The sequence below is a fragment of the Nonomuraea sp. CX421 genome, from assembly GCF_059358955.1.
Genome location: NZ_JCADBK010000018.1, coordinates 41,882 through 55,069, shown reverse-complemented (window position 1 = coordinate 55,069; position 13,188 = coordinate 41,882). Strand labels below are relative to the sequence as shown.

Below are 13,188 nucleotides of genomic sequence, written 5' to 3'. Positions count from 1 at the left end.
GGGCGGGGGAGGCGGTGGAGATCGCCACCGGCGCCCCGGTCCCCGGCGGCACCCGCCGTGGCGCCCGTCACCGTCGCGGAGGCCGGGGCGTCGCCGGGGTGCGGCGAGGTGGTGGTGGTGTGCGGGGCGTCGTCGCGCGGGCCGGCCGATCACCTGCGGGCGGTGCTCGCGGACCTCGGGGCGGAGACGCTGGTGGACGGGGTGGCCGTGCGCCCGGGGCATCCGCAGCTGCTGGCCCGGCTGCCGGGCGGGCCGCTGGTGGCAGGGCTGCCCGGCAACCCCTACGCCGCGCTCGGCGCGGCGCTCACGCTGCTGGTGCCCGTGCTGGACCGGCTGACCGGTACGGAGCGCGGGCGCGAGAGCGCCGCCCTGGCCGGACCGGTCAGGGCGCACCCGCACGACACCCGGCTGGTCGCGGTGCGGCGGACAGGCGGGGGAGCAGTACCGGTCGGGCACGACCGGCCGGGATCGCTCTGGGGCGCCGCGCTGGCGGATGCCCTGGCCGTGGTGCCGCCGGGCTGGGACGGCGAGCCGGTGGAGCTTCTCGACTTGCCCGGAGGTCTAGACAGGCCGTTCGCGAGAGGGTAACCATTGCCTTCATACGGTATGCAGTATGCGGAAGACACTCGCCCGAAAGGTTGGCACGATGTCGGAAACGATCTCCGGTGGTCATCTTGTAGCCAAGGCACTCAAGGCGGAGGGCGTGGACGTGATCTACACGCTCTGCGGCGGCCACATCATCGATATCTACGACGGCTGTGTCGATGAGGGCATCGAGGTCATCGACGTACGCCACGAGCAGGTCGCCGCGCACGCCGCCGACGGCTACGCGCGGATCACCGGCAGGCCCGGCTGCGCGGTCGTCACGGCCGGGCCGGGCACCACCGACGCGGTCACCGGCGTGGCCAACGCGTTTCGCGCCGAGAGCCCGATGCTGCTCATCGGCGGCCAGGGAGCGCTGAGCCAGCACAAGATGGGCTCGCTGCAGGACCTCCCGCACGTCGACATGATGAGCCCGATCACCAAGTTCGCGGCGACGGTGCCGAGCACCGAACGCGTGGCCGACCTGGTCTCGATGGCCTTCCGCGAGTGCTACCACGGGGCGCCCGGGCCGTCCTTCCTGGAGATCCCGCGCGACGTGCTGGACGCGAAAGTGCCGGTGGAGCGGGCGCGCATCCCCAAGCAGGGCCACTACCGCGCCTCGACCCGCCAGCAGGGCGACCCCGAGGCGATCGAACGGCTGGCCGACCTGCTGGCGCACGCGGAGAAGCCGTGCGTCCTGCTCGGCAACCAGGTCTGGACCTGCCGCGCGACCGACGCCGCGATCGAGTTCGTGCGCGCCCTGAACGTCCCGGCCTACATGAACGGCTCGGGCCGCGGCACGCTGCCCCCGGGCGACCCGCACCACTTCCAGCTGTCCAGGCGGCACGCCTTCACCGAGGCCGACCTGATCATCATCGTCGGCACGCCGTTCGACTTCCGGATGGGCTACGGCAAGCGGCTGTCGCCCACCGCCACGGTGGTCCAGATCGACCTCGACTACCGTACGGTCGGCAAGAACCGGGACATCGACCTGGGGATCGTCGGCGACGCCGGCCTCATCCTGGCGGCGGCGGCCCAGGCGGCGAGCGGCCGGATCGACGGCGCGGCGGCCCGGCGCAAGGAGTGGATCGACGAGCTGCGCGCGGTCGAGGCCAGGGCCTACGAGAAGCGGCTGCCGCGCCAGCTGTCCGACTCCTCCCCGATCGACCCCTACCGCCTCGTGCACGAGATCAACGAGTTCCTCACCGAGGACACGATCTACATCGGCGACGGCGGCGACATCGTCACCTTCTCCGGCCAGGTCGTGCAGCCCAAGTCGCCCGGCCACTGGATGGACCCCGGACCGCTCGGCACCCTGGGCGTCGGCATGGCCTTCGCGATGGCCGCCAAGCAGGCCCGGCCGGACAAGGAGGTGCTCTGCCTGTTCGGCGACGGCGCCTTCAGCCTCACCGGCTGGGACTTCGAGACCATGGTCCGCTTCAACCTGCCGTTCATCGGCGTCATCGGCAACAACTCCTCGATGAACCAGATCAGGTACGGCCAGGCCGCCAAGTACGGCCAGGAGCGCGCCCGCGTCGGCAACACCCTCGGCGACATCCGCTACGGCGAGTTCGCCAAGCTCCTCGGCGGCCACGGCGAGGAGGTGCGCGACCCGGCCGAGATCGCCCCGGCGCTCCAGCGGGCCCGCGAGTCGGGCAAGCCCTCGCTCATCAACGTGTGGGTCGATCCCGAGGTGTACGCCCCGGGGACCATGAACCAGACCATGTACAAGTAGGGAGAGGCGGCTGTGAAGGCTCTCGAAGGTGTCCGCGTCCTCGACATGACCCATGTCCAGTCGGGCCCGTCCTGCACCCAGATGCTCGCCTGGCTCGGCGCCGACGTGGTCAAGCTGGAGGCCCCGGCGGGCGACATCACCCGCCAGCAGCTGCGTGACGTCCCCGACGTCGACAGCCTCTACTTCACGATGCTCAACTGCAACAAGCGCAGCATCACCCTGAACATGAAGAGCGAGCGGGGCAAGGAGATCTTCACCGAGCTGGTGAAGGAGTCCGACGTCCTGGTGGAGAACTTCGGCCCCGGCGCGGTCGACCGGATGGGCTTTCCCTGGGAGCGGCTCCAGGAGCTCAACCCGCGCCTCGTCTACGCCTCGATCAAGGGCTTCGGCACCGGCCGCTACGCGAAATTCAAGGCGTACGAGGTGATCGCGCAGGCGATGGGCGGCTCGATGTCGACCACCGGCTTCGAGGACGGCCCGCCGCTGGCCACCGGCGCGCAGATCGGCGACTCGGGCACCGGCATCCACGCGGTCGCCGGCATCCTGGCCGCGCTCTACCAGCGCGAGCGGAGCGGCCGGGGACAGCGGGTGCAGGTCGCCATGCAGCACGCGGTGCTCAACCTGTGCCGGGTCAAGCTGCGCGACCAGCAGCGGCTCACGCACGGCCCGCTGCGCGAATACCCGAACCGGACGTTCGGCGACGAGGTGCCGCGCTCGGGCAACGCCAGCGGCGGCGGCCAGCCCGGCTGGGCGGTGCGCTGCGCGCCAGGCGGGCCCAACGACTACATCTACGTGATCGTCCAGCCCGTCGGCTGGCAGCCGCTGTCGGCCATCATCGGCCGCCCCGAGCTGGCCGAGGACCCCGAGTGGGCCACCCCGGAGGCCCGGCTGACCAAGCTGGACAAGATGTTCCAGCTCATCGAGGAGTGGACGATCCGCCACGACAAGTGGACCGTCCTCGACCGGCTCAACGCCGCGAACGTCCCGTGCGGGCCGATCCTGTCGACCAAGGAGCTGGTCGAGGACGAGAGCCTGCGCGAGGAGGGCATCGTCGTCGCGGTCGAGCATCCGGAGCGCGGCGAGTTCGTGACCGTCGGCAGCCCGCTGCAGTTGTCGGACTCGCCGGTCGAGGTGACCACGCCGCCGCTGCTCGGCCAGCACAACCAGGAGATCTACGGAGCCCTCGGCGTCAGCGTCGCGGAGCTGTCCGAGCTCAAGACGAACGGAGTCATCTGACATGGACGCGGTCCGCGAGGTCCTGGAGAAGGCGAGGGCCGAGGGGCGTACGGCCCTGACCGCCCCCGAGGGGCGCGTGCTCTGCCAGGCGTACGGCATAGCGACCCCCGGTGAGGGGCTGGCCACGTCGGCCGAGGAGGCGGCCCGGATCGCCGGGGAGATCGGCTTCCCGGTGGTGCTGAAGATCGTCTCCCCGGACATCCTGCACAAGACCGACGCCGGCGGCGTGCTGGTCGGCCTGAAGACGGCCGAGGCGGTCGCCGCCGGCCACGAGACGATCATCGCCAACGCCCGCGCCCACGACCCCGGCGCCCGGATCGAGGGCGTCCAGGTGCAGCAGCTCGTCGGCGGCGGGCACGAGGTGATCGTCGGCGCGGTCACCGACCCCACCTTCGGCAAGGTCGTCGCGTTCGGCCTGGGCGGGGTGCTGGTCGAGGTGCTCAAGGACGTGACGTTCCGGCTGGCCCCGCTCACGGGCGACGAGGCGCTCGGCATGCTGGACGACATCAGGGCCGCGGAGGTGCTGCGCGGCGTGCGCGGCGCCGAGCCCGCGAACCGGGAGGCGCTCGCCGGGCTGATCGAGAACGTCGGCCGGCTGGTGGCCGACTTCCCCGAGATCGCCGAGATCGACCTCAACCCGGTCTTCGCGAGCGCCGGCGGAGCCGTCGCCGCCGACGTGCGCGTCATCGTCGGCGAGCCAGAGCCGGAGCGCGAGCGCCCCTCGCGCGAGGAGATCCTGGCCAAGATGAACCGGATCTTCAAGCCGCGTTCCGTCGCCGTGATCGGCGCCTCCGCAGAGGAGGGCAAGATCGGCAACTCGGTCATGCGCAACCTGATCAACGGCGGCTACCAGGGCCGGATCTTCCCGATCAACCCGAAGGCGCCCGAGATCATGGGGCTGCCCGCCTACCGGAGCGTGTCCGACGTGCCCTACGACGTGGACGTGGCGGTCTTCGCCATCCCCGCCAAGTTCGTCGCCTCGGCGCTGGAGGAGGTCGGGCGCAAGGGCGTGGCCGGCGCGATCATGATCCCCTCGGGCTTCGCCGAGACCGGCAACGTCGAGGGCCAGCGGCAGATCGTGGAGATCGCCCGCCGGCACGGCGTGCGCATGCTCGGCCCCAACATCTACGGCTACTACTACACGCCGGAGAACCTCTGCGCGACGTTCTGCACGCCGTACGACGTCAAGGGCGGCGTCGCGCTGACCTCGCAGAGCGGCGGCATCGGGATGGCCATCCTGGGCTTCAGCCGCACCACCAAGATGGGCGTCTCGGCGATCGTCGGCGTCGGCAACAAGGCCGACGTGGACGAGGACGACCTGCTGACCTTCTTCGAGCAGGACGACAACACCCGCGCCGTGGCCATGCACCTGGAGGACCTCAAGGACGGCCGCGGCTTCGTCGAGGCGGCCCGCCGGGTGGTCAAGGAGAAGCCGGTCATCGTGCTGAAGGCGGGGCGCACCGCGATGGGCGCGCGCGCCGCCGGCTCGCACACCGGCGCCCTGGCCGGTGACGACAAGGTCTACGACGACATCCTCAAGCAGGCCGGCGTGGTGCGGGCGCCCGGCCTGAACGACATGCTCGAGTACGCCCGCGCGCTGCCGCTGATGCCCGCCCCCCAGGGCGAGAACGTGGTCATCATCACCGGGGCCGGCGGCTCGGGCGTGCTGCTCTCCGACGCCTGCGTCGACGCCGGGCTGACGCTCATGGAGATCCCGCCCGATCTGGACGAGGCGTTCCGCGCGTACATCCCGCCCTTCGGCGCGGCCGGCAACCCGATCGACATCACCGGCGGCGAACCGCCGTCGACCTACGCCAACACGGTCCGCCTGGGCCTGTCGGACGAGCGGATCCACGCGCTCGTCCTCGGCTACTGGCACACGATCGTGACCCCGCCCATGGTCTTCGCGGAGCTGGTCTCCCGCGTGGTGGCCGAGGAGCGGGCCAAGGGCAACACCAAGCCGGTCGTGGCCTCGCTGGCCGGGGACACCGAGGTGGAGGAGGCCTGCGAGTACCTGTTCGAGCATGGTGTGGTCGCCTATCCGTACACGACGGAGAAGCCCGTAGCGGTCCTCGGTGCGAAGTACCGCTGGGCCAGAGCCGCCGGACTGCTGCGCTAGAGCCAAGGGCACAGTTCAGGCGAGGGGGCGCATCGGGGCGCAGAAGAACCAACAACCCCCAGGAGGTCCTTTAGTGGACACATCAAAGCCACCGGTGGCGGCGTCGCCACCGGTGGAGGACGAACGAGTGTGGAAAGCGGGCCGGCTTGAGCCGATGCCCATCAGGAAGCTCCCTGACGCGCCTCCCTCGGTGCACATCCTCGGGCCCACCGTCTTCCTCGTGGCCCTGGGCGTCGGGATGGGCGAGTCGTACATGTGGCCCCGGCTGGTGCTGCTGTTCGGCCCGGAGATCCGGTGGCTCTTCCTGATCGGCGTGACGCTGCAGGCCGTGGTCATGCTGGAGATGGCCCGCTACGCCATGGCGACGGGCGAGAGCATCTTCTCCGGGGCGGCCCGCGTGTTCAAGCCGCTGATGTGGTTCTTCTTCGTCGTCGCGATCGCCGTCTACATCTGGCCGGGTCACTTATCGGCCGGGGCGGCGGCGTTCGAGGAGATCACCGGCATCCCCTGGGTGGCCACCGCGGTCGTCGGGCTCATCCTGGTCGGCGTGATCTTCAGCCTGACCAAGGTGATCTACAGCGTGCTGGAGAAGGTCCTGTCACTGCTCATCGGCGTCCTGGTGATCAGCACCTCGGTGGTCGCCTCCCTCGTCGGCTCCTGGAGCGACGTGGTCTCCACGATCACCGGCATGTTCGCCTTCGGCTACCTGCCGCCCGAGGCGATGTCGGCGGCCTGGTTCCCGGTCATCGTCGGCGCGTGCGCCTTCGCCGGGCCCTCGGGCATGCAGCAGATGTGGTACACCCTGCACCTGCGTGACTCGGGCGCCGGCATGGGCGTGCACATCCCGCGCATCCGGGGCCTGCGGCACGCCGGCGAAGAGGAGGCCATGCCGGCGCGCGGCTTCATGTTCGACACCGACGACCCGGCCGAGATGGCCAAGTGGAAGGGCTGGCGGCGCTGGGTCACCTTCGACGCGCTGCTGCTCTTCTGGGGCATCACCATGCTGGTCACGATCTCCTTCACGGTGATCGCCCAGGCGGCGGTGCGGCAGAACCCCGCCGTCCGCACGGCCGTCCAGGGAGACGACCGCGAGGTGGCGCTCGGCGCCATGTCGGACGCCGTCTCCTCGGTGGGCAGTTCGGTGCTCGGCATGATCTTCCTCGGGTTCATCGCGCTGATCGGGCTCAACGCGACACTGGGGCTGTTCGACTCCTTCTCGCGTGGCCAGGCCGACATGACGTACAACTTCGTCAAGGGCGCCAAGAAGCTGCGCATGTCCCACCTGTACGCGGGCTTCCTGTGGGGGGTGATCATCTTCGGCATCCTGATCCTGCTGTTCGGCCCGGCCGACGGGCCCAGCGGGATCCTGGACACGCTGGCGTTCCTGTCGACCTTCGCGATGGGCGCCTACTGCGTGACGCTGCTGCTGGTCAACAACCGCATGCTGCCCAAACCGATCAGGCCGAGGTGGTGGACGAACGTGATCATCGGATTTGGCGCGTTCTTCTACCTCGGCATGCTGTTCTACAGCCTGTTCGCCTTCGGCGTGGTCGTGGGCTGATGATCGGACGGCACAGCCTCGAACTCGCCCTGCCAGGGGCGTCGATCGGAGCCGTCGCCGGTGCCATGGCCGGTGGGCTGACCCTCCTCGCGGGGCAGTCCGCCGGCCTGGCCGCGCTCTCGGCGCTGGTGCTCGCCGCACCCCTCGCCCTGTTCGGGGGACTGTACGGCGTGCTGCTGGGCCGGGGCGTGTTCCGGCCGGGGACCTTCGGGCCGGCGGGCCTCTACTGGATGGCGGCCTACCCGCTGTCCCGGTTGTTCCAGGAGAGCGTGGCCGGGGTCGGCCTGGCCGACGGCGTGCTGCCCTTCCTGGGGTTCCAGGCCATGGTCAGCCTGGGCTTCGCGATCGGCTTCATCTGGCTGCATGAGCGGCTCATGCCGCACTGGCTGCTCCACCGCGCGGGGGACAACCCGCACGCCGCGGAGCTGCTCGACCACTACGTCCGGCACGCCCAGGTCCTGAGCCGGAGGAAGGGAGCGCGGCGGTGAACCTGCCCGCCTGGGTGTGGCTGGCCACGATCGGCGGCTTCTGCGTGGTGCTGGCATTCGACTTCTACCTGGTCGCCCGCAACCCGCGCGCGCCGTCGTTCAGGGAGTGCGTCGCCTGGGTGTCGTTCTACGTCGGCCTGGCGGTGCTGTTCGGCATCGGCCTGCTCGCGCTGTCGGGCCCGGCGCACGGCGGGGAGTTCTTCGCCGGCTGGATCACCGAATACTCGCTCAGCGTGGACAACCTCTTCGTGTTCCTGCTGATCATGAGCAGGTTCCGGGTGCCGTACGAGTATCGGCAGAAGGTGCTGCTCGTCGGCATCGTCCTGGCGCTGCTCATGCGGGGCGTGTTCATCGCGGCGGGCGCGGAGGCGGTGTCGCGCTTCGACTGGCTCTTCTACGTCTTCGGCGCCTTCCTCGTCTACACCGCGTGGAAACTGATCGGCAACGAGGAGGAGGAGGCGGAGTTCTCGGAGAACGTCGCGCTGCGCGCCATCCGGCGGGTGCTGCCGACCACCGACACCTACCACGGCGCCCGCCTGACGGTGCACCACGGCCGGCGGATGGTCACCCCGATGCTCATTGTGATGGTCGCGATCGGCACCACCGACCTGTTGTTCGCGCTGGACTCGATCCCGGCCATCTTCGGCCTGACGAAGGAGCCCTACCTGGTCTTCACCGCCAACGCCTTCGCCCTGATGGGGCTGCGGCAGCTGTTCTTCCTCGTGGGCGGCCTGCTCGACCGGCTGGTCTACCTGAGCAAGGGGCTGTCGGTGGTGCTCGCCTTCATCGGCGTCAAGCTGGTGCTGGAGGCGCTGCACCACGACGGTGTCTCGTGGGCGCCGCGGATCCCGATCCTGGTGTCTCTCGGGGTCATCCTCGGCACTCTCGCCGTGACCACGGTGCTGAGCCTGCGGAAGTCGGCCCGCGACGCCAGGAGCGCCGCGGCGGCGGAGAAGGCCGAGGTGTCGGAGCCGGTGGAGGGCTGACCGCCGTGGGCGGGGGCGTCGGCTCCTGCCCACGGCTCAGCTCCGCGGCGTCTCGCGGACCTCCTGGTCCACGGCCCATCGGCGCAGGTGGCTCTCCGCGTCGTCCGCGGAGTAGTGCTTGCGCAGCGCGATGCTCAGGCCGAGGCCGATCGCCCGGCCGTCGGCCGGTTGGCCCAGGGGATCACTTAGAAGAAAGCGGACAAACGCCTTCATCGACTCATCACCTCCATGTGAAGCTCATCCTCTACCCCCGGTGTTACCGGGCAAGCGACCGCTTGTGAACGTCTCGTCAATTCGCCGACGACGTGCGCGTGCGGCGGCGGCGTACCCGCTTGGGCGCAGGCTCGATCGGTTCGCCGGCCCGCTGCTCGCGGTAGGAGGCGCGGGTGCTCTCGGTGTGCTCGCGCATGATCTCGGCGGCCCGCCGCTCGTCGCCCGCCTCGATGGCGTCGATCAGGGCCGCGTGCTCGCGCCAGGACGTCATGCCGCGCTGGCGTGCCACGGGCGTGTGGTACCAGCGCACCCGGCGGGCCACCTGGGCGGCCAGCTCGGCCAGCACCTTGTTGCCGGACAGCGCGGTGACCAGCGCGTGCAGGTCGGAGTTGATCGCCACGGCGGCGTCGGTGTCGTCCGACTCGACCGCCTGGATGCCGCGCGAGCACAGCTCGCGCAGCCGCCGGACGCCCTCCTCGCTCGCGTGGTGCGCGGCGAGGCGGGCGGACTCGGTCTCCAGCAGCGCGCGCACGGCGAGCAACTGGTCGGCCTCCTCCACGGTCGGGACGTGCACGAACGCGCCCTGACCGGGATGCAGGTCGACCCAGCCCTCACCACTGAGCTGCTGCAACGCCTCGCGCACCGGCTGACGGGACACCCCGAGCAGCTGGGCCAGCTCACTCTCCACCAGGTGCTGGCCGGGCTTGAGCTGACTGGAGACGATGAGCTCCTGGATGGCCTCGATCACGCTCTCCCGGAGCGTGGCGGGACGGGGGATCTTGGCGCCCGCCTGGTCCGACAGCAGCATCATCTCTGGCTCCCAGAATGTTCTTCCGTTTTTCGTCGACTGCCTACAGCATACCGTGGGGTCTGGTGATCTCGCTGGTGAGCCTGGTCACACGGGGATCGTCGCCGGCAGTCCGGGCGCGCGGAGCCGCAGGCCGGCCGCCGCGGTCAGCCCCGCGACGGCCGCCGCCGCCAGCAGTGCCCCGCCCGGCGCGGTGAGGGCGATCGCGGCCAGGGCGACGCCGCCGATCCCCGCCAACGCCTTCGCGCTGTAGACGACCGCGTGGATCTGCCCGGTACGCTCCGCGCCGAAGTAGTCGCGGACCAGGCCGGCCACCAGCGGGTAGAAGGCGCCGCCCGCCGCGCCCGCCGTGACGGCCCCCAGCCACAGGGGCGCGGTGACGACGGCCGCGCCCGGCGAGGCGGACCACCCGGCGGCGAGGAGCGCCTGGCCGGCCGCGAGCAGAGTGAGGACGCCGGCCAGCACCCGCCTGCGCCCGAACGCCTCCGAGCAGCGCATGGCCAGCGCCCGGCCGGCGCCGTTCAGCGCCACGAGGACGGCGAGCGGGCCCCAGGCGCCGGTGCCCGCCACGACGATCACATCGAAGATCGACACCGCGCCCGCGCAGACGAGGACCCCGGCCAGGGTGGGCAGCGCGCCCGTCCGGAGCGCCTGGGGCAGCGAGAACTCCCGTAGCGGCCCCGGGGTCCGGCGCAGGATCGCCGCGTCCAGCGCGTGCGACCTCGGGTCGACGGTGTCCGGCCACCAGCGCTCCGGCGCCAGGCGCAGGAACCGGGCCGCGGCGCCGATGGCCGTGCACGCCAGGACCGCCGCGACGAGGAAGGCCGCCGGCAGGGCGTCCGGGACCAGGCCCACCCACACGATCAGGGGCACCGCGCCGTAGCCGAAGGCGCCGGTCAGCAGGCCGACCCGGGTCGCCGGCCGTTCGGGATGCCAGGAGGAGACGACCTCGCCGCACACGCCGTAGACCAGCCCGGCGCCCAGCCCGCCGAGCACGGCATAGCCGAGCAGGACGGCGGGGAGGGGGCCGGAGCCGGCCGTGAGGGCGAGCGTGAGCAGGCCGAGCCCGCTCAGCGCGGCGCCCGCGCCGAGGGCGGCCCGCACGCCGAGCCGCCGGCGCCGGACCAGGCGCAGGGCCGGGAGCGCGCCCGCGGCCTGGCAGGCGATCCACACCGCGAGCGGGACCAGGGCGGCGCCGTCGCGGGTGAGCAGGGCCGCGTAGCCGTACTGGAGGGGGCCGATCGCCACCATGGCGGCCCAGGCGAGCCGGAACATCCGAGGCCGGTCGGAGGGGACCGGTCCGACGAGGTAGGAGCGCCCGCGCCAGTCCCTGACCGCTGCAGTGTTTTCCATACTGTATGGAATATCCCGCATCGCGGACTCCTGTCGAGGGTCTGGACGAGGGATATTCCATACGGTATACCGTCTACAAAGGAGGCTCGAATGGACCTGTACGAACACCAGGCGAAGGAGCTCTTCCAGCGTCACGGCATCGAGGTGCCGGCCGGCGGGGTCGCCACCACACCGGCCGAGGCGCGCGCAATCGCCGCCCGCCTGGGCGCCCCCGTCGTGGTCAAAGCGCAGGTGCGGATCGGCGGCCGGGGCAAGGCGGGCGGGATCAGGGCCGCGCCCGGCCCGGCCGCCGCCGAGGAGGAGGCCGGCCGCGTCCTCGGGATGGACATCAGGGGCCACCGCGCGCACGCCGTCCTCGTCGAGGCCGCCACCGCCCCCGCCGCGGAGTACTACGCGGCCTACCTGGTCGACCGGGCCGAGGGCGCCTTCCTGGCCATCGTCTCCCGGCACGGCGGGATGGACATCGAGGAGGTGGCCGCGACCAGCCCCGACGCCGTGGCGCGGGTGCCGGTCGACCCGCTCACCGGCGTGGACGCCGCCACCGCCCGGCTGCTGGCCGAGCGGGCCGGCCTGCCGGAGGAGGCGGCCGGGACACTCGAACGGCTCTGGCGCGTCATGGTCGAGGAGGACGCCCTGCTGGTCGAGGTCAACCCGCTGATCCGCACCACCGAGGGGCGGATCGTGGCCCTCGACGGCAAGGTGACCCTCGACGGCAACGCCGCCTTCCGGCACGACCACCCGGCGCCGCCCCCGTCCGCCGGGCTGGAGGGCCGCGCGCGGGCCAAGGGCCTCAACTACGTCAAGCTGGACGGCCGGGTCGGCGTCGTCGGCAACGGCGCGGGCCTGGTCATGAGCACGCTCGACGTGGTCGCCGGCGCCGGAGCCGCCCCGGCCAACTTCCTCGACATCGGTGGCGGCGCCTCCGCCCAGGTCATGGCCGACGGGCTGGAGATCATCCTGTCCGACCCCGATGTGCGCTCCGTGCTGGTCAACGTCTTCGGCGGCATCACCTCCTGCGACGCCGTCGCCACCGGCATCGTCAGCGCGCTCGACCTGCTCGGCGAGCGAGGTCTGGCCCGGCCCATCGTCGTACGCCTGGACGGCAACAACGCCGAGGCGGGGCGGCGCATCCTCGGCGAGGCCGCGCACCCGGCGGTCCGCCAGGTCCCCACCATGGACGGCGCCGCCGAGCTGGCGGCCGGACTCGCGGCAGGTGCGTGATGGCGATCTTCCTGACCAAGGACAGCCGGGTGCTCGTCCAGGGCATGACCGGCGCGGAGGGCACCCGGCACACCGCCCGGATGCTCGCCGCCGGCACCGACGTCGTCGCCGGGGTCACCCCGGGCAAGGGCGGGCGCACGGCCGACTTCGGCGAGCGCGCAGTGCCCCTCTTCGGCTCGGTCGCGGACGCCGTCGCCGCCACCGGGGCCGACGTCAGCGTCGTCTTCGTCCCTCCCCGCTTCACCCTGGCCGCCGTCGAGGAGGCCGTCGCGGCGCCGATCGCGCTCTGCGTCGTCATCACCGAGGGCGTCCCGGTGCACGACGCCGTCCGGCTGCGCGCCCTGGCCGCCGGACGGACCAGGATCATCGGGCCCAACTGCCCCGGCCTGATCAGCCCCGGCCAGTCATCCGCCGGGATCATCCCCGCCGACATCACCTCCTCCGGGCGGATCGGCCTGGTCTCCAAGTCCGGCACGCTCACCTACCAGCTCATGTACGAACTGCGCGACCTCGGCTTCTCCACCGCCGTCGGCATCGGCGGAGACCCGGTCGTCGGCACCACCCACATCGACTGCCTCCAGGCGTTCCAGGACGACCCGGCGACCGACGCGATCGTCATGATCGGCGAGATCGGCGGCGACGCCGAGGAACGGGCCGCCGCCTACGTCGCCGCGCACGTCACCAAGCCCGTCGTCGCCTACGTCGCGGGCTTCACCGCGCCCGAGGGCCGGACCATGGGCCACGCCGGCGCCATCGTGTCCGGCTCGTCCGGCACCGCCCAGGCCAAGAAGGACGCCCTCGAAGCGGTCGGCGTCCGGGTCGGCCGCACCCCTTCGGAGACGGCCGCGCTGCTGCGTACGGTGCTCGGGAAGACGACGCCTTGAAG

At 71.7% G+C, this 13,188-nt stretch carries 12 protein-coding genes; 9 read left to right on the top strand and 3 right to left on the bottom strand.

Annotation, left to right across the window (positions count from 1 at the left end):
- Positions 1–57: 57 nt before the first annotated feature.
- The 7 genes from AC5L3X_RS27630 (at position 58) to AC5L3X_RS27600 (ending at position 8,707) form a co-directional block, all read left to right on the top strand.
- On the top strand, positions 58–588 hold the full coding sequence (locus AC5L3X_RS27630; RefSeq protein WP_494860736.1) for a molybdopterin-binding protein: 531 nt from the start codon (positions 58–60) through the stop codon (positions 586–588).
- 58 nt (positions 589–646) lie between these two features.
- Complete coding sequence (locus AC5L3X_RS27625) at positions 647–2,317, top strand: thiamine pyrophosphate-binding protein (RefSeq protein ID WP_494860734.1); 1,671 nt, start codon at positions 647–649, stop codon at positions 2,315–2,317.
- 12 nt (positions 2,318–2,329) lie between these two features.
- On the top strand, positions 2,330–3,553 hold the full coding sequence (frc, locus tag AC5L3X_RS27620; protein ID WP_494860732.1) for a formyl-CoA transferase: 1,224 nt from the start codon (positions 2,330–2,332) through the stop codon (positions 3,551–3,553).
- Between the two features lies 1 nt (position 3,554).
- Positions 3,555–5,672 (top strand): acetate--CoA ligase family protein, encoded by a 2,118-nt coding sequence (locus tag AC5L3X_RS27615; protein ID WP_494860731.1) that lies wholly within the window; start codon positions 3,555–3,557, stop codon positions 5,670–5,672.
- A 154-nt stretch (positions 5,673–5,826) separates the two neighbouring features.
- Positions 5,827–7,233 carry an Nramp family divalent metal transporter gene (locus AC5L3X_RS27610; RefSeq protein WP_494860729.1) on the top strand — a complete coding sequence of 469 codons (1,407 nt, stop codon included), beginning with the start codon at positions 5,827–5,829 and terminating at the stop codon, positions 7,231–7,233.
- The gene (locus AC5L3X_RS27605) at positions 7,233–7,721 is read left to right on the top strand and encodes a hypothetical protein (protein ID WP_494860727.1); all 489 of its coding nucleotides are present in this window, start codon (positions 7,233–7,235) and stop codon (positions 7,719–7,721) included. The genes AC5L3X_RS27610 and AC5L3X_RS27605 overlap by 1 nt, the downstream gene beginning before the upstream one ends.
- Positions 7,718–8,707 carry a TerC family protein gene (locus tag AC5L3X_RS27600; protein WP_494860725.1) on the top strand — a complete coding sequence of 330 codons (990 nt, stop codon included), beginning with the start codon at positions 7,718–7,720 and terminating at the stop codon, positions 8,705–8,707. The genes AC5L3X_RS27605 and AC5L3X_RS27600 overlap by 4 nt, the downstream gene beginning before the upstream one ends.
- A gap of 36 nt (positions 8,708–8,743) precedes the next feature.
- Here the strand turns inward: AC5L3X_RS27600 and AC5L3X_RS27595 are convergent, their stop codons facing one another.
- The 3 genes from AC5L3X_RS27595 to AC5L3X_RS27585 all read right to left on the bottom strand — a co-directional run bounded on the left by AC5L3X_RS27595 (position 8,744) and on the right by AC5L3X_RS27585 (position 11,081).
- Complete coding sequence (locus AC5L3X_RS27595) at positions 8,744–8,920, bottom strand: hypothetical protein (RefSeq protein ID WP_189123058.1); 177 nt, start codon at positions 8,918–8,920, stop codon at positions 8,744–8,746.
- Positions 8,921–8,996: 76 nt separating this feature from the next.
- The gene (locus AC5L3X_RS27590; RefSeq protein WP_494860830.1) at positions 8,997–9,728 is read right to left on the bottom strand and encodes a GntR family transcriptional regulator; all 732 of its coding nucleotides are present in this window, start codon (positions 9,726–9,728) and stop codon (positions 8,997–8,999) included.
- Positions 9,729–9,815: 87 nt separating this feature from the next.
- Positions 9,816–11,081: an MFS transporter gene (locus tag AC5L3X_RS27585; protein ID WP_494860723.1), complete on the bottom strand. Its 1,266-nt coding sequence runs from the start codon at positions 11,079–11,081 to the stop codon at positions 9,816–9,818.
- Positions 11,082–11,171: 90 nt separating this feature from the next.
- Between AC5L3X_RS27585 and sucC the strand changes: the two genes are divergently transcribed.
- Positions 11,172–12,302 carry an ADP-forming succinate--CoA ligase subunit beta gene (gene sucC, locus AC5L3X_RS27580; RefSeq protein ID WP_494860722.1) on the top strand — a complete coding sequence of 377 codons (1,131 nt, stop codon included), beginning with the start codon at positions 11,172–11,174 and terminating at the stop codon, positions 12,300–12,302.
- Complete coding sequence (gene sucD / locus AC5L3X_RS27575) at positions 12,302–13,186, top strand: succinate--CoA ligase subunit alpha (protein ID WP_494860721.1); 885 nt, start codon at positions 12,302–12,304, stop codon at positions 13,184–13,186. The genes sucC and sucD overlap by 1 nt, the downstream gene beginning before the upstream one ends.
- Positions 13,187–13,188 lie beyond the last annotated feature (2 nt).